This window comes from Streptomyces sp. NPDC047049, from assembly GCF_040643995.1.
Classification (GTDB): Bacteria; Actinomycetota; Actinomycetes; order Streptomycetales; family Streptomycetaceae; genus Streptomyces; species Streptomyces mooreae.
Window position 1 is genome coordinate 115598 of the sequence record NZ_JBEYVM010000011.1, and the last position, 16076, is coordinate 131673.

The 16076-nt window shown below is 72.2% G+C and carries 13 protein-coding genes; 6 read left to right on the top strand and 7 right to left on the bottom strand.

The annotated features are described in order from the left end of the window. The first annotated feature begins 117 nt into the window (after positions 1-117). The 4 genes from ABZ851_RS23740 (at position 118) to ABZ851_RS23755 (ending at position 5528) form a co-directional block, all read left to right on the top strand. The gene (locus tag ABZ851_RS23740; protein WP_361130982.1) at positions 118-1308 is read left to right on the top strand and encodes an ATP-grasp domain-containing protein; all 1191 of its coding nucleotides are present in this window, start codon (positions 118-120) and stop codon (positions 1306-1308) included. Next, positions 1305-2507 carry an FAD-dependent oxidoreductase gene (locus ABZ851_RS23745; protein WP_361130985.1) on the top strand — a complete coding sequence of 401 codons (1203 nt, stop codon included), beginning with the start codon at positions 1305-1307 and terminating at the stop codon, positions 2505-2507. The genes ABZ851_RS23740 and ABZ851_RS23745 overlap by 4 nt, the downstream gene beginning before the upstream one ends. A 471-nt stretch (positions 2508-2978) precedes the next feature. Then, the gene (locus ABZ851_RS23750) at positions 2979-3992 is read left to right on the top strand and encodes a polyprenyl synthetase family protein (RefSeq protein ID WP_311623484.1); all 1014 of its coding nucleotides are present in this window, start codon (positions 2979-2981) and stop codon (positions 3990-3992) included. A gap of 270 nt (positions 3993-4262) precedes the next feature. After that, entirely contained in the window at positions 4263-5528 is a 1266-nt protein-coding gene (locus ABZ851_RS23755) for a DUF2092 domain-containing protein (RefSeq protein ID WP_361130988.1), read from the top strand. 34 nt (positions 5529-5562) lie between these two features. Here the strand turns inward: ABZ851_RS23755 and ABZ851_RS23760 are convergent, their stop codons facing one another. Then, positions 5563-5703, bottom strand: a complete 141-nt coding sequence (locus tag ABZ851_RS23760; protein WP_361130991.1) for a hypothetical protein — start codon at positions 5701-5703, stop codon at positions 5563-5565. Between the two features lie 18 nt (positions 5704-5721). Here ABZ851_RS23760 and ABZ851_RS23765 point away from each other — a divergent pair, with 18 nt between their 5' ends. Then, positions 5722-6804 carry an ABC transporter ATP-binding protein gene (locus ABZ851_RS23765; RefSeq protein ID WP_361130994.1) on the top strand — a complete coding sequence of 361 codons (1083 nt, stop codon included), beginning with the start codon at positions 5722-5724 and terminating at the stop codon, positions 6802-6804. Then, on the top strand, positions 6791-7663 hold the full coding sequence (locus ABZ851_RS23770; protein WP_361130997.1) for an ABC transporter permease: 873 nt from the start codon (positions 6791-6793) through the stop codon (positions 7661-7663). Before ABZ851_RS23765 ends, ABZ851_RS23770 begins: the two co-directional genes overlap by 14 nt. On the opposite strand, the gene rarD is transcribed toward ABZ851_RS23770, so the two are convergent. The 6 genes from rarD to ABZ851_RS23800 form a co-directional block, all read right to left on the bottom strand. Beyond that, positions 7653-8750, bottom strand: coding sequence for an EamA family transporter RarD (gene rarD, locus ABZ851_RS23775; protein ID WP_361131000.1), 1098 nt, complete (start codon positions 8748-8750; stop codon positions 7653-7655). The two genes, ABZ851_RS23770 and rarD, sit on opposite strands and share 11 nt — an antisense overlap. 260 nt (positions 8751-9010) lie before the next feature. Beyond that, a complete protein-coding gene (locus tag ABZ851_RS23780; RefSeq protein WP_361131003.1) occupies positions 9011-10105 on the bottom strand; it encodes a 2-oxoacid:ferredoxin oxidoreductase subunit beta in 1095 nt (364 codons plus the stop codon). Continuing rightward, positions 10098-12050 (bottom strand): 2-oxoacid:acceptor oxidoreductase subunit alpha, encoded by a 1953-nt coding sequence (locus ABZ851_RS23785; protein WP_361131006.1) that lies wholly within the window; start codon positions 12048-12050, stop codon positions 10098-10100. The genes ABZ851_RS23780 and ABZ851_RS23785 overlap by 8 nt, the downstream gene beginning before the upstream one ends. Before the next feature lie 293 nt (positions 12051-12343). Further along, positions 12344-13003 (bottom strand): response regulator transcription factor, encoded by a 660-nt coding sequence (locus ABZ851_RS23790; protein ID WP_361131172.1) that lies wholly within the window; start codon positions 13001-13003, stop codon positions 12344-12346. 161 nt (positions 13004-13164) lie between these two features. Continuing rightward, positions 13165-14478, bottom strand: coding sequence for a sensor domain-containing protein (locus ABZ851_RS23795; protein WP_361131009.1), 1314 nt, complete (start codon positions 14476-14478; stop codon positions 13165-13167). Between the two features lie 218 nt (positions 14479-14696). Further along, positions 14697-16025, bottom strand: a complete 1329-nt coding sequence (locus ABZ851_RS23800; protein WP_361131012.1) for a sensor domain-containing protein — start codon at positions 16023-16025, stop codon at positions 14697-14699. Positions 16026-16076: the final 51 nt, after the last annotated feature.

Below are 16076 nucleotides of genomic sequence, written 5' to 3' on the forward strand. Positions count from 1 at the left end.
GGAGGGACCGCGCCGTTGGGGGGACACGTGGCTCGCAGTGCCGCACGGCCCGCGGTCGACCGGAGCGTTCCGGGGCTGATCGTGAAAATCGGGGCTTACCCCCTGCACCACGGAGGTGTGGGGGCGATCCGCAGCCTGGGGCGGCTCGGGGTGCCCATGTACGCCGTGACGGAGGACCGCTTCACCCCGGCGGCCCTCTCGCGCTACCTCCGTGGCCGTTTCGTCTGGCCGACCACCGGGCGGGAGGAGCCGGACCGGCTGGTGACGGGGCTGCTGCGGATCGGCCGGCGGATCGGCCGCCCGACGCTGCTGCTTCCCACCGACGAAGAGGCGGCCGTACTGATAGCCGAGCACGCCGAAGCGCTCGCCGGGTCGTTCCTCTTCCCCCGGGTCGCCCCCGGGCTGCCGCGCCGGCTGGCCAGCAAACAGGGCCTGCACGAACTGTGCGCGGCCCATGGGGTGCCCTCGCCGGCCGCCGTCTTCCCCGGTTCGTACGCGGACATCGAGGCGTACGCCGGGCGCGCGCGCTTCCCGGTGGTGGCCAAGAACCGCGAGGCGTTCGTCCGGCGCAAACGGCCCGCCGTCGCGGGGACGACCCGCATAGGAGGGCCGGACCAGCTGCTGGACCTGGCCCGTGACTGGGGTCCGCGGCCGGGCGTGATCCTGCAGGAGTACCTGCCGCGGGAGCAGGCCGAGGACTGGATCGTGCATGCCTGCTTCGGCGCGGACCGTGCGCCGCTGGTGCTGTTCACCGGGGTAAAGGTGCGCTCCTGGCCGCCGCACGCGGGCATGACGGCCTGCGCGTATGTCGTCGACAACCCGGAACTCGCCACCCTGTCGGCGCGGTTCGCCGACCGCATCGGGTTCATCGGCATCGCCGATCTGGACTGGCGGTTCGACCGCCGCGACGGCAAGTACAAGCTGCTGGACTTCAATCCGCGGATGGGCGCGCAGTTCCGGCTCTTCGAGAACGCCGCCGGGGTGGACGTCGTCCGCGCCCAGCATCTGGAACTCACCGGGCGCACCGTCCCCGAGGGGGCGCAGCGGGCCGGGCGCCGCTTCGTCGTCGAGAACGTCGATCTGCCCGCCCGGCTCGCGTACCGGCGCAGCGGCTCGCGCCCGCCGCACGCTCCGGCGCGGGCCTCGGGCACCGAGCTGGCGTGGTTCGCGGGCGACGACCCGCTGCCGTTCTTCACGATGCTGGCGCGGTCCGCCGGGCCGGGCGCCCGGCATCTGAGGCAGCTGCGGCGGGCGGGCCGCCGGGCGGGTACCGAGGCACCACTCAGGCAAGGGGAGGGACCGAAGTGAGCACTCCGGTAGCGGTCATCGGGGCCGGCCCGTACGGCGTGTCGACGGCCGCGCACCTACGGGCGCGCGGTCTGCCGGTGCGGGTCTTCGGGGCGCCGATGGCGAGCTGGCGCACGCAGATGCCCGCGGGCATGCTGCTCAAGTCGACGCCGGCGGCTTCCACCATCGATGTCCCGCAGCCCGGCCACACCCTCGGCGACTTCTGCGCGAAGACGGGGGAGGGGCCCTACCCCTCGGACTGGGACATCGTCCCCGTCGAGGTGTTCATCCGGTACGGGCAGTGGGTGCAGCAGCGCACGGTCCCCGGCCTGGAGCAGGTCAGGGTGGTCTCGGTCGACCGGCAAGGCGGCGGCTTCGAGCTGAAGCTGGACAGCGGGGAGCAGGTCGCCGCGCGGGCCGTGGTCGTGGCCACCGGCCTGAGCGGGCTGGCGCAGCTGCCGCCGGAGCTGGCCGCCGCGATCCCGGACGGGCCGTCCGCCACGGGGCCGGTCTCGCACAGTTCGCAGCACCACGACCTGTCCGCGCTGGCCGGCCGTGAGGTGGTGGTGATCGGCGCCGGGCAGTCGGCGCTGGAGAGCGCGGTGCTGCTCGCCGAGGCGGGCGCGGCGTCCGTACGGGTCGTGGCGCGCCGCGAGGGCGCGGTGGGCTTCGGGGCGCCGCCGGACCGCCAGCCCCGCCTGCGGCCGCCGTCGCCGTTCGGCAACGCCTGGTCGCTGCATGCGCTGACGTATTACGCCGGCGGCTTCCGCCGGCTGCCGGTGCCCGCCCGGCGGTATCTGGTGCGGCGGGTGCTCGGCCCGCTGGGGGCGTGGTGGCTGCGGGACCGTTTCGCCGGCCGGGTGCAGGTGACGCAGGGGCGGCGGATCGTACGGGCCACGGTCCGTGACGGCCGTCCCGTGCTGGCGCTGCGCGGGGCCGACGGGCAGGGCGGGGAGCTCGCCGCCGACCATGTGCTGGCCGCGACGGGCTACCGGATGGACCTGGCGGCACTGGATTTCCTGGGCCAGGGGTTGCGCACCGGGATCGTGACACGGGCCGGCGGGCCGCTGCTGGACGCCGGCTTCGGCTCGTCCGTACCGGGGCTGTACTTCACGGGGCTGCCGGCGGCCGCCTCGTTCGGGCCGGTGATGCGCTTCGTGTGCGGCACACGGTTCGCCTCGCCGCGGCTGGCACGGGCGGTGGCGCGGGCCTGGGGGTGAGCGGGGCTGCGCGTCTGCGGGGGAGCGGGCCCGGGGGAGCAGGCTTACGGGAGGCGGGCTCACGGGTGAGGTGAGCCGGTACGGCTGCGTGCTTCCGGTGGGGCCCGCGGTTCCTCTCCCATGGGGGAAGTCACCCTGCGCTGTGGTGCTTTCACCCGGGGGGCCGCGGCGAGGGCGGCGGCGAGCGGAGCCGCCGTGCCCGGGGCGGGGCCGTGCCCGGGGCCGGGCGAGAGGTCTTGCCGGACAAGAAGCAGGCCGGAAATACTCCTCTCGTTGCCGGACCCCATGCTCCCGCGTCACACTCGCGTCAACAGGTGATCCAGAACCTGTCGGCCGGGCCGCTGTGCTTCCCGGGCGGTTCGGGGGGCGGGCGCTCACGGTGATCGAACTGCGACCGGATACGCTGGCCAATGGTGGAGACAGCGACAGATCGACATTCAGTTTGATCGTCAGCAGACAGGAGTACCCCTCGTGACCGTCGTCGGGCCCTTCGGGCTGAGCGTGCGGGACCAGGCTCTTGAGGCCGATGTCCAGGCCGGGTTGGCGGCTGTCGAGGAGGGCCTGCTGGAGGCCACCAAGAGCGACGTGCCGTTCATCACCGAATCCGCGCAGCACCTCGTGCGCGCGGGCGGTAAGCGGTTCCGGCCGCTGCTGGTGACGCTCGCCGCCCAATTCGGTGACCCCTACAGCCCGGGCGTGGTGCCCTCCGCGGTCGTCGTGGAGCTGACGCATCTCGCGACGCTGTATCACGACGACGTGATGGACGAGGCCGAGGTGCGCCGTGGCGTGGCCAGCGCCAACGCCCGCTGGGGCAACTCCGTCGCGGTGCTGACCGGCGACTTCCTGTTCGCCCGCGCCTCGCACATCCTCGCCGACCTCGGGCCGGAGGCGGTCCGGATCCAGGCCGAGGCGTTCGAACGCCTGGTGACCGGCCAGATCCTGGAGACCGCGGGCCCGCGCGACGGCCGCGACCCCATCAGCCACTACCTGGACGTCCTCGCCGGCAAGACCGGCTCGCTGGTCGCCGTCGCCTGCCGGTTCGGCGCGATGATGTCGGGCGCCGAGGAGTCGACGGTCAACATCCTCACCCAGTACGGCGAGCGGCTGGGCACCGCCTTCCAGCTCGCCGACGACGTGCTGGACATCGCCAGCGATTCGCATGAATCGGGCAAGACGCCCGGCACGGATCTGCGGGAAGGCATCCCGACGCTGCCCGTGCTGCATCTGCGGGCACGCGCCGAGAGCGACGCCGGTACGCCCGAGGACCGCGCCCTCGCCGAGCTGCTGTCCGGGGATCTCACGGACGACGCCCGGCATGCCGAGGCGCTGGCCGGCCTGCGCGCCCACCCGGCGCTCGAAGAGGCCCGCCGCGACACCGTGCGCTATGCGCAAGAGGCCCGCGCGATGCTGGCGCCGCTGCCGTCCTGCACGGCCAAGTCGGCCCTGGAAGGGCTCTGCGACGCGGTGGTCCACCGGGCGGGCTGAGGCCTTTGTGCGGCGCTGTCCCGCCGCGTCCCTGAGAGTCCGCGTCCGCATCCCCTAGGGAACGGTCCGACTCCGGTGGTACGGACTCCGACCTGAGGTGACCATGCGTCATACCTCAGCAGTAGGACGAGTTGCTCCCGCTGGTTGACGTTATCCGTCCCGGGATTTGGTGAGATGGAAAGCACCAGAGCGCGGCGGACGGTCACAATGAGCCCCAGAGGTGACGGGTGGACAGCGCAGCAACCGCCGCATACGACGGAGGTAGAGCAGATGCCACGGAACGAACCGACACAGGTCACGGACGGATGGGACGAGGGGCGCTCCCTGAAGCGCCGTAAGGCGGTGCGGTACGGCGTACCGGTAGCCGTGGCGGGAGTGGCGGCGGCCACGATCGGGCTGGTTCCGGCGTTCGCCGGTTCTCCGGACCTGCCGAAGATCTCCGCGCAGGACCTGATAGCCAAGGTCGCCAAGTCGGACGTCCAGCAGCTCTCCGGGACGGTCCGGGTCTCCACGGACCTCGGCCTGCCGTCCCTGCCGGGTGCCGGCGGCGCGGCGGGCGGCTTCGGCGGCGGCCAGGCCGGTGCCGGCGGGAAGGGCGGCGACGGCGCCTCCGCCGCGCCCCAGAACAAGCTGATGGAGCTGGCGTCCGGTGCGCACACGCTGCGCGTCGCGGCCGACGGCCCCGAGAAGCAGCGGGTGTCGATCATCGACAAGGCCGCCGAGTACAGCCTGGTCCACAACGGCAACGAGGTCTGGGCCTACGACAGCGGCAGCAACACCGCGATGCACAGCACCGCACCCGACGCCGGCCGGCACGGCAAGCAGCACCAGGCGCCCGAGGGCCTGCCCAAGGGCCTGAAGAGCGCCACCCCGCAGGACCTCGCGAAGCAGGCCCTGAAGGCGGCCGGCGACACGACCTCGGTCACCGTCGACGGCACCGCCACGGTGGCCGGGCGGGACGCCTACCAGCTGCTGATCAAGCCCAAGCAGGCCGCCTCGACGGTCGGCTCGATCCGGGTCGCGGTGGACGCAGCCAACGGTGTGCCGCTGAAGTTCACCCTGACCCCCAAGAGCGGTGGCGCGGCCGCCATCGACGTCGGCTACACGAACGTCGACTTCGCCAAGCCCGCCGCGAGCACGTTCTCCTTCACCCCGCCCAAGGGCGCCAAGGTCGTCGACGGCGACAAGGAAGCGGCGAAGGACCGGCGCGAGCACGGCAAGAACCTCCCGTCCCACCAGGACGCGAAGGACTTCCAGAAGAACAGGGGCGGGCTGAAGGTCATCGGCAAGGGCTGGACGTCCATCGCCACGATCAAGGGCGCCGGCGCCGGCCTGCCCTCCGGCAAGGAGCAGGGCGCCGGCGGTGATGCCGCCAAGTTCCTGGACAGCATCGGCGAGAAGGTGCACGGCTCCTTCGGCTCCGGCCGGGTCTTCAGCACCCGCCTGGTCAACGCCCTGGTCACGGACCACGGCACCGTCTACGTCGGCGCCGTCGACAAGCAGGCCCTGATCGACGCGGCCAACGCCGCCAAGTAACGGGCCGGCGCGCGGAAGCGCAGAAGCGCCCACGTCAGTACAGGGCGCGGAAGCGCAGCGCGTAGAGCGCGGAATTGCGGAAGCGCAGACGCGCAACAAGTGCGGGAGCGCCGTGCCACCCCTCGGCGGGTGGCGCGGTGCGGCTCGTGGGCCATATCCGTACGTCGTTGTCCATACGTCGTTGGGGGAGCCGATGCCACAGTCCACCGCCTCGGCGCCCGACGGTGCCCGGCCGGCCGATGGCGCCCGCCCGGCCCACGACGGGCCCGCCTGCCGGGCGGCCGGGAAGCCGGCGATCGAGACGCGCGGGCTGACCAAGGCCTACCGTGGCGGCCGGCTCGCCGTCGACGGCCTTGAGCTGGCCGTACCGCGCGGCAGTGTCTTCGGCTTCCTCGGGCCCAACGGCTCCGGCAAGACCACCACCATCCGCATGCTGATGGGCCTGATCGAGGCGAGCGCCGGCAGCGCGCGGGTGCTGGGGCAGCCGATGCCCGCCGCGGTCCGCCGGGTGCTCCCCAAGGTCGGCGCGCTCATCGAGGGTCCGGCGCATTACGGCTTCCTCAGCGGGCGGGACAACCTCCGCCGGTTCGACGCCGCCGACCCGCTCGCCGATCCCCGTACCCGTGCCGAACGGGTCGGGCGGGCACTGGAGCGGGTGGGCCTGGCCGCCGCGGCCGGCAAGAAGGCGCGCGCCTACTCCCTCGGCATGAAGCAGCGCCTCGGCCTGGCCGCGGCCCTGCTCCAGCCCCGTGAGCTGCTGGTCCTCGACGAGCCGACCAACGGCCTGGACCCCCAGGGCATGCGGGAGATCCGTGCGCTGATCCGTGAACTCGCGGCGGACGGCACCACCGTCTTCCTCTCCTCCCATCTCCTCGACGAGATCGAGCAGGTCTGTACCCACGCCGCGGTGATGGCCCGCGGCCGCCTGATCACCCAGGGCACGGTCGCCGACCTCTCCGCCACGGTCCTCGACGCGCACGGCCCCGGGCACGGCCGGCTGACGGTGACCACCCCCGACCCGGCCGACGCGGTCCGGGTCCTGAAGGAGCACGGTCTGACCGGCCTGGAGGCCACCGGTGACCGGGTGACCGGCGAACTCCCGGACCCGCCCGCGCCCATGGGCACACCGGACGACGTAGCGCCCCCGGACCTGGCGGACCTCAACGCCGCGCTGGTGCTCGCCGGGGTACGGGTCCGTGGCTTCGGCAGGGAGCGGGCGTCGCTGGAGGACGTCTTCGTTCAGCTGACCGGGGAGGGCTTCGATGTCGCGGGCTGAGGCGGCGGTGCGCACGCCCCGGCTGCTCTGGTCGCTGGGGCTGCTGCGCAGCGAGATCGCCACGACGTTCCGGCGCTGGCGCACCCTCGCGCTGCTGGCGGTGCTCGCGGGCGTACCGGTCCTGGTCGGTATCGCCGTCAGGATCGAGACCGGAGACGGTGGCGGCGGGCCGGGCGGTGGCGGTGGCGGCCCGGCGTTCCTCTCGCAGGTCACCCACAACGGTCTCTTCCTGGTCTTCACCTCGCTCGCGGTGACGCTGCCGTTCTTCCTGCCGATGTCCATCGGGGTGATAGCGGGCGACTCCCTCGCCGGTGAGGCCCATGGCGGGACGCTGCGCTATCTCCTGGTGGCGCCCGCGGGGCGCACCCGCCTGCTGCTGGTCAAATACGCCACGACCCTGACGTTCTGCCTGGTGGGCACCCTGGTCGTGGCGCTCTCGGCCCTGGCGACCGGCGCCCTGCTCTTCCCCTTGGGCGAGGTCACCCTGCTCTCGGGGACCTCCATATCCTTCGGCGAGGGGCTGCTGCGGGCGCTGGCCATCGCGGTCGCGGTGGCGCTGTCCCTCATCGGAGTGGCCGCCATCGGCCTGTGCGTCTCGGCACTCACCACCAGCGGTATCGCCGCCATGGCGACCACGGTCGGCCTGCTGATCACCGTGCAGATCCTGGACACCCTCCCGCAGCTGCACGCCATCCAGCCCTATCTCTTCCCGCACTACTGGCTGTCGTTCGCGGATCTGCTCCGCGAACCCGTCTACTGGGACCAGTTGCAGAAGAACCTCGGCCTGCAGGCGCTGTACGCCCTGGTGTTCGGCTCGGCCGCCTGGGCGCGCTTCACCACCCGGGACATCACCGGGTGAGGCCGTCGGACCGTGGTGTCGCGGCCGGCGCTCCGGCGCGCCGCGCCGTCGCCGCGGCCCGGCCCGCTTCCGCCGCCTGCACCCCGTCCCCGTCCCTGGCCTCGTCCCCGGTCTCGGCCCCGTCTCCGTCCCCGCGCCCGTCCGCAGTCCCGCCCCCGGCCGCCGCCCCCGCACGTGCCGCCGCCTCGGCCAGTGCCGTCCGCCCCCGCCGTGGGGTCCGCAGCGCGTCCCAGGTCAGTACCGTCAGGGCCGCCCACACCAGCGCGAACCCGGCCCAGCGCTCCGGCGGCATCCGCTCGTGGAAAACGGTGAGCCCCAGCAGGAACTGAAAGGTCGGCGCCAGATACTGCATCATCCCGATCGTCGTCAGCGGCAGCCGCACGGCCGAGGCGCCGAAGCAGATCAGCGGGACCGCCGTCGCGATACCGCAGCCCGCGAGCAGCAGCGCCTGGCCCACCCCGCCGGTGGTGAAGCGGGACTCGCCGTGCACGGCGAGGAAGACCAGGATCCCCAGTGCGGGCAGCAGCTGGAAGGCGGTCTCGGCGCTGAAGCCCTCGATCCCGTCGAGCTTGATGCCCTTCTTGACCAGCCCGTATGTCGCGAACGAGAAGGCCAGCCCGAGCGCGATCCAGGGCACCTTGCCATAGGCGACGGTCATCACGACGACGGCGAGGAGGCCGATGCCCACCGCGGTCCACTGCAGCGGCCGCAGCCGCTCGCGCAGCACCAGTACGCCGAAGGCGATGCTGACCAGCGGGTTGATGAAATAGCCGAGCGAGGCCTCCAGGACATGCCCGGCATTGACCGACCAGATGTAGAGGAACCAGTTCGCCGAGATGACCAGGGAGCAGACCAGGACCAGCCCGAGCCTCCTGGGCTGCCGCGGCAAGGGGCCGATCCAGGACCAGCGGCGCAGCACGGCCAGGATGACGACGGCGACGGGCAGCGACCACACCATGCGATGGGCCAGGATCTCGAACGGCGAGGCGGCGTCCAGCAGATGCCAGTAGAGCGGCAGCAGGCCCCACATGGTGTAGGCGCCGAAACCGTAGGCAAGTCCGACACGCTGGTCGCTCCGAGGCTGCAAGGGGACCTCCGCAGGGTGCTTCACCGCCTCTGCGAAAGTAGCGCCGCCGTGCCCGGCTGTCCTCCGTGTCTTGCCATACGGTCATGACAGGGCGGCGGCCCGCGAGTGCCGGCCCGGCCCACGCGTGGCCGGGCCCGGGGAACGCGAACGGCTGCCTGTGACGCGCCACCGCGCCACGCAGAACGGGTGCCCGTACGGGACGCCGTAAGACGTTCCCGTACGGGCACCCGCGGGCGGCCCGTCAGGGCAGCCGTCAGCCGTCAGCCGACGACCGTCCAGGTGTCGTTGCCGTTCAGCAGAGTGGCCAGGTCGCCCTTGCCCTTCTGCTCGATGGCCTCGTCGAGCTGGTCGGACATCAGGGTGTCGTAGACCGGCCGGTTGACGTTGCGCAGGACCCCGATGGGGGTGTGGTGGAGCGTGTCGGGGTCGGCGAGCCGGGAGAGGGCGAACGCCGTGGTGGGCGAGGGGTTGTGCGCGTCGTGCACCAGCACGCCGCCCGTGCCCTCCTCCCGTACGTCGATGACCCGGAGGTCGCCGGTGGCCGGGTCGCGGATCACGCCCTTGGAGCCGAAGCCGTCGGGGGCCAGGGCGCCGAAGCGGATCGGCTGCCCGTGCTCCAGGCGGATGACGGCCTCCTCGGCCTGCTCCTTGTCCTTGAGGACTTCGAAGGCGCCGTCGTTGAAGATGTTGCAGTTCTGGTAGATCTCCACCAGCGCCGTGCCGGGGTGGGCGGCGGCCTCGCGCAGCACCGAGGTGAGGTGCTTGCGGTCGGAGTCGACGGTGCGGGCGACGAAGGACGCCTCGGCGCCGAGCGCCAGCGAGACCGGGTTGAACGGTGCGTCCAGCGAGCCCATCGGGGTCGACTTGGTGATCTTGCCGACCTCGGAGGTGGGGCTGTACTGCCCCTTGGTCAGACCGTAGATCCGGTTGTTGAACAGCAGGATCTTGAGGTTGACGTTGCGCCGCAGGGCGTGGATGAGGTGGTTGCCGCCGATGGAGAGCGCGTCGCCGTCGCCGGTGACGACCCACACGGACAGGTCGCGCCGGGAGGAGGCCAGGCCGGTGGCGATGGCGGGGGCGCGGCCGTGGATGGAGTGCATCCCGTAGGTGTTCATGTAGTACGGGAAGCGGGAGGAGCAGCCGATGCCGGAGACGAAGACGATGTTCTCCTTGGCCAGGCCGAGCTCGGGCATGAAGCCCTGCACGGCGGCAAGGACGGCGTAGTCACCGCAGCCGGGGCACCAGCGCACTTCCTGATCGGACTTGAAGTCCTTCATGGACTGCTTGGCATCGGCCTTGGGCACCAGGGAGAGCGCCTCGAACTGCGAGGACCCCTCCGCGATCGTCTCAGTCATTGATGGCCTCCTTAAAGACCTCCGCAAGCTGCTCGGCCTTGAACGGCATTCCGCTGACCTGGGTGTGCGACCGCGCGTCGACGAGGTACTTGGCGCGCAGCAGAGTGGCGAGCTGCCCGAGGTTCATCTCCGGCACGATCACCTTGTCGTAACGCGCCAGGACCTCGCCGAGATTCCCCGGGAAGGGGTTGAGGTGGCGCAGATGGGCCTGCGCGATGCGCTCGCCCGCGCGCCGCACGCGCCGTACCGCGGCGGTGATCGGTCCGTAGGTCGACCCCCAGCCCAGGACGAGGGTCCCGGCGCCCCGGCCGCCCTCGTCGGTGGGGTCGTCGACCTCGATGTCGGGGACGTCGACGCCGTCGACCTTCGCCTGGCGGGTGCGCACCATGAAGTCGTGGTTGGCCGGGTCGTAGGAGATGTTGCCCGTGCCGTCCTGCTTCTCGATGCCGCCGATCCGGTGCTCCAGGCCCGGTGTGCCCGGCACCGCCCAGGGCCGGGCCAGCGTCTGTTCGTCCCGCTTGTACGGCCAGAACACCTCGGTGCCGTCCGCCTGCTGGTGATTGGGGCCCGAGGCGAACTGGACCCGCAGGTCCGGCAGTTCGTCGACGTCGGGGATCCGCCACGGCTCCGAGCCGTTGGCCAGGTAGCCGTCGGAGAGGAGGAAGACCGGCGTGCGGTAGGCCAGCGCGATCCGGGCCGCTTCCAGGGCGGCGTCGAAGCAGTCCGCGGGCGTCTTCGGCGCCACGATCGGCACCGGCGCCTCGCCGTTGCGCCCGTACATCGCCTGCAGCAGGTCGGCCTGCTCGGTCTTCGTCGGCAGACCCGTTGACGGCCCGCCGCGCTGGATGTCCACGATCAGCAGCGGCAGTTCCAGACTGACCGCCAGACCGATCGTCTCGGACTTCAGCGCCACACCGGGACCCGAGGTGGTCGTCACCGCCAGCGCACCGCCGAACGCGGCACCCAGCGCCGCGCCGATCCCGGCGATCTCGTCCTCCGCCTGGAAGGTGCGCACACCGAAGTTCTTGTGCTTGGACAGCTCGTGCAGGATGTCGGAGGCCGGGGTGATCGGGTACGAGCCCAGATACAGCGGCAGGTCCGCCTGCCGGCCGGCCGCGATCAGCCCGTAGGACAGTGCGAGGTTCCCGGAGATGTTGCGGTAGGTGCCGGTGGGGAAGGCCGTGGTCGCCGGGGCGACCTCGTAGGAGACGGCGAAGTCCTCCGTCGTCTCGCCGAAGTTCCAGCCCGCCCGGAAGGCCGTGACATTCGCCTCCGCGATCTCCGGCTTCTTCGCGAACTTCGCCCGCAGGAACTTCTCGGTGCTCTCGGTCGGCCGGTGGTACATCCACGACAGCAGCCCCAGCGCGAACATGTTCTTGCTGCGCTCGGCCTCCTTGCGGGAGAGCCCGAACTCCTTGAGCGCCTCGATCGTCAGCGTCGTCAGCGGCACCGGGTGGACGTTGTAGGCCTCCAGCGACCCGTCCTCCAGCGGGCTGGTCGCGTACCCCACCTTCGCCATCGGGCGCTTGGTGAACTCATCGGTGTTGACGATGATGTCCGCGCCCCGCGGCACATCCGCGAGGTTCGCCTTCAGCGCGGCGGGATTCATCGCCACCAGCACATTCGGCGCGTCACCGGGCGTGAGGATGTCGTGGTCGGCGAAGTGCAGCTGGAAGCTGGAGACGCCCGGCAGGGTTCCGGCAGGGGCGCGGATCTCGGCGGGGAAATTCGGCAGCGTCGACAGGTCGTTTCCGAACGACGCGGTCTCGGATGTGAACCGGTCGCCGGTGAGCTGCATACCGTCACCGGAGTCACCGGCAAACCGGATGATCACCCGGTCGAGGCGTCGGACTTCTTTGCCTTCGCCGCCGTTACCGGAAGCGCGCTCTTCCCCGACAAGCGCTGCGTCGGTCTGCTCGGCTGTGCTACTGACCTGGCTGGTCACTGCTTCGGACCTCCCTCGAGGGGTGCGGCGTCCCCGCCGGAGGCAGGGCTCGGGACGTGTCATACCGACTGGTTGTCCCATAACCATCGTACGTGGGTAAGGGTGGCCTTCCCTGGGGCGCTCGCATGTTGGACGTCAACATGAGACACCGATCTGGTGTGTTTTGTCATGAAATCACCACCCCCGTGACCCCCTCTTCATGACGCTCCGGACTCCTCCATTGGTTCTACGGCCAAAGTCCCGGACCGCGGCGAAATCGCCTCGGAACGCCCACCTGACAGATTGTCAGACGCTTAGGAATCGAGGTAGGTGAGTACCGCAAGCACCCTGCGGTGATCCCCGTCACTCGGCGAGAGCCCCAGCTTCAGGAAGATATTGCTGACGTGCTTCTCGACCGCGCCGTCGCTGACCACCAGCTGCCGGGCGACCGCGAAATTCGTCCGGCCCTCGGCCATCAGGCCCAGGACCTCCCGTTCCCGGGGTGTCAGACGGTCCAGCACGTCCTGCTTCCGGCTGCGGCCCAGCAGCTGCGCCACCACCTCCGGGTCCAGGGCGGTCCCGCCCCCGGCGACCCGGACCACCGCGTCGACGAACTCCCGCACCTCGGCCACCCGGTCCTTGAGCAGATAACCGACGCCCCGGCTCGACCCGGCCAGCAGCTCCGTCGCGTACTGCTCCTCGACGTACTGCGAGAGCACCAGCACCCCGAGGCCGGGGTGGTCCCGGCGCAGCCGGATGGCGGCCCGGACCCCCTCGTCGGTGTGCGTGGGCGGCATCCGTACGTCCGCCACGACCACGTCCGGCAGTGCCCCCTCGTCCGCCAGCTCCCCGATCGTCTTGATCAGCGCTTCGGCGTCCCCCACGCCTGCCACGACCTCGTGCCCCCGGTCGGTGAGCAGCCGGGTCAGGCCCTCGCGGAGCAGCACCGAGTCCTCGGCGATGACCACCCGCACCTTGTCCTCCACGGCTCAGATTCCCCCATGTCTCCTCGCGTCCCGCCCCTGCCGGCCCCAGCATTCCAGCATTCGGACGGCGGCGCGGCGGATGCGGGGGGATCGGGGACGGATGAAGGGGGGAGGGGGCGATACGGGGCCGTGCTACGGCAGCTCCGCCGTCACCCGCGCCACGGGAGCTCCGCGGTGACGCAGGTCGGGCCGCCGGCCGGGGAGTCCACCAGCAGCAGGCCGTCGACGGCCGCCAGCCGCTCGGCGAGGGCGGCCAGGCCCGTGCCCGGCCCGGTGTGGGCGCCACCGTGGCCGTTGTCCGCGACCAGCACCATGAGCCGGTCCGCGGTGTGCCAGACGTCCAGCGTCGCGCCGGCGGCCCCGGAGTGCCGGGAGACGTTCCGCAGCAGCTCGGAGGCGGTGAAGTACGCGATGCCCTCGATCGCCGCGGCGGGCCGCCGGTCCAGGTCCACGGTCACCGTCACCGGAACCGTGCACCGCGCGGACAGCGCCGACAGGGCCGGCCCGAGCCCCCGGTCGGTGAGGATCGCCGGGTGGATCCCGCGGGCCAGGTCCCGCAGCTCCTGGAGTGCGACCTTCACCTCGCCGTGCGCCTCGTCCACCATTCGCGCGGCGGCCTCCGGATCCTCGGCCAGCTTCTCCTTGGCCAGGCCCAGGTCCAGGGCGAGCGAGGCCAGCCGGGCCTGCGCCCCGTCGTGCAGATCACGCTCGATGCGCCGCAGGTCCGCCGCCGCGGTGTCCACCACCGCCCCGCGGTCCGACTCCAGCTGCCGGGCGCGGGTGGCGAGGGAGGAGGGCCCCAGCAGGCCGTGGACCATGACCCGGTCCACCTGCGTCAGCCCGTGGATCACCCACGGTCCGGCCAGCACCAGCAGCAGCCCCGCCCCGGCGGTGACCGCGATCTCGGCCGGAGTGTCGAGCCAGGCGCCGTGCCCGTCGCCGTCGCCCCACAACTGGATGCCCGACTGGCCGAGGTAGGCGGGGAACGTCCACCGCCACAGCGGGTAGGTCAGCAGCCCCCAGCCGAGGGTCCAGAAGGTCACCGAGAAGATGAAGGAGAAGAGCGCCCACGGGAAGTGCAGCAGCGAGTACAGAAGGTGCCGCCAGGACGCCCCGCTCTTCAGTACGGCCCCGACCCAGCCCATCAGGGTGGGCTTGGACGGCCGGACGGGGCCGGGGTCGGCGACGTCCAGCCCCAGCAGCGCGTGGGCCCGCAACCGCTCCAGGCCGCCCAGCGCACGGGCGCCGGCCAGGCCGCCGGCCAGCAGCGGGATGCCGAGGAACGTGATCAGCAGACCGGCGCCCGTGGTGATCACCACCATCGCGTACGTGAACATCACGATGGACAGGGGGAGGCTGAGGAAGAGGTACAGGAACTCCCGCCAGGCGCGTCCGGAGAACGGGGCGCGCAGGCCCTCGGGCACCCGGGAGCCGTGGGGCTGCGGTGCGTATGCGGTTTCCATGTCTCGTCCGTTCTGCCGGATGCGGCCCATGCCCGGTCGGACCGACCCGCGCCGCCCGGACCGCGGGCCGTGCGGGTCTTTCCGCCATGACAAGGGTCCGCGGCCGGCGCCCCGCGCACCATGAGGCCTTTCGCAGTCTCGGCGGGGGTTTCCCCACCCCCGGACCGGAAGCCGCCGCCCACCGCGGGCAGGCGGTGGCCGGTGCCCCTTGGCCTCCGTCAGCGCTCCCGCGCCCCCGCCTTCGAGGCCCGTGTCCCCGTCTTCGCTGTCTTCGCCGTCTTCGCCGCCGCCCTCGGCGCCGTCCGCGCCCGCCACGGCAGCTCCGCCGTCACCCGCGTGGGACCGCCCGCCGGCGAATCCACCACGAACAGCCCGTCCACCGACCCCAGCCGCTCGGCGAGCCCGGCCATCCCGCTGCCGCCGTCCAGCCGCGCCCCGCCCTTCCCGTCGTCCGTCACCTGGACCAGCAGACGGTCGCCCGCCCGGCGCCCGCCACCGCCCTTGCCCGCGGGCCCGGCCGGCCCGCCCTCCCCGGCCCGCCACACCTCGACGGACGCCGTGCGCGCCGCACTGTGCTTGGAGACGTTCTGCAGCAGCTCCGAGACCGTGAAATAGACGATGCCCTCGATGGCGGGCGCGGGCCGCTCGTCCAGGTCCACGACCGTGGTGGCGGGCACCGTGCAGCGCCCGGCCAGCGAGGCCAGGGCGGGGCCCAGCCCGCGGTCGGTGAGGATCGCCGGATGGATGCCCCGGGCCAGATCCCGCAGCTCCTGCAGCGCCAGCTTCACCTCGCCGTGCGCCTCGTCCACCATCGCCGCCACGCTGTCGTCGGCCCGGCCCTCCAGCAGCTTCTCCTTCGCCAGGCCGAGCCCCATGGCGAGCGCCACCAGGCGGGCCTGCGCGCCGTCGTGCAGATCCCGTTCGATGCGCCGCAGATCGGCGGCCGCGGTGTCGGTGACCGTCATCCGGTCCGTCTCCAGCTCGGCGATCCGCCGCTCCAGTTCGTCGGAGGGCGAGAGCAGACCGCGCACCATGGCCCGGTCCACGGTGGTCAGCCAGCGCGCCAGCCACGGGAGCGCCGGCCAGGCCACCACGAGCGAGACCAGGGCGACGGCGAAGGTGAGCAGGGCCCAGGGCAGCCGGATGAACGCGAACAGCGCATGCCGCCAGGCGACCGGGTCCTTCAGGCACGTCCACAGCCGGGGCAGGAACCCCCGCTCCCGGGACCGCAGCGGACTCGGCTCCGGCACCCGCACCCCGAGCAGGGCCCGCGCCCGCGCCCGTTCCAGCTTCCCGTACTTGCGGCAGGCCACCAGGCCGCCGGCCAGCAGCGGCAGGCCGATCACGGTGACGGCCAGCCCGATTCCCAGGGCCAGCCACACCACCAGCACCACGAACCCGACCAGACCCAGCGGGAAGTTGGACAGCAGGTACGCGACCTCCCGCCACGTCGCGCCGCTGAGTGGCCCTGCGGGCGGCGGCAGTGACTCATCGTCAGGGGCGGTAACGCCGGCATCGGCAGCTCTGGGCCGGGGACTCTCCGTCATGCGCCCAGCCTGCCCGGTCGCCGATCCCCGTGCCATGGGGTGGCTGGGGTG

Coding starts and splice junctions, on each gene's coding strand:
- ABZ851_RS23755 (WP_361130988.1), top strand. CDS start 4,263: ATGCCACGGAACGAACCGACACAGGTCACGGACGGATGGGACGAGGGG.
- ABZ851_RS23800 (WP_361131012.1), bottom strand. CDS start 16,025: ATGACGGAGAGTCCCCGGCCCAGAGCTGCCGATGCCGGCGTTACCGCC.
- ABZ851_RS23760 (WP_361130991.1), bottom strand. CDS start 5,703: ATGGACAACGACGTACGGATATGGCCCACGAGCCGCACCGCGCCACCC.
- ABZ851_RS23780 (WP_361131003.1), bottom strand. CDS start 10,105: ATGACTGAGACGATCGCGGAGGGGTCCTCGCAGTTCGAGGCGCTCTCC.
- ABZ851_RS23795 (WP_361131009.1), bottom strand. CDS start 14,478: ATGGAAACCGCATACGCACCGCAGCCCCACGGCTCCCGGGTGCCCGAG.
- ABZ851_RS23765 (WP_361130994.1), top strand. CDS start 5,722: ATGCCACAGTCCACCGCCTCGGCGCCCGACGGTGCCCGGCCGGCCGAT.
- ABZ851_RS23770 (WP_361130997.1), top strand. CDS start 6,791: ATGTCGCGGGCTGAGGCGGCGGTGCGCACGCCCCGGCTGCTCTGGTCG.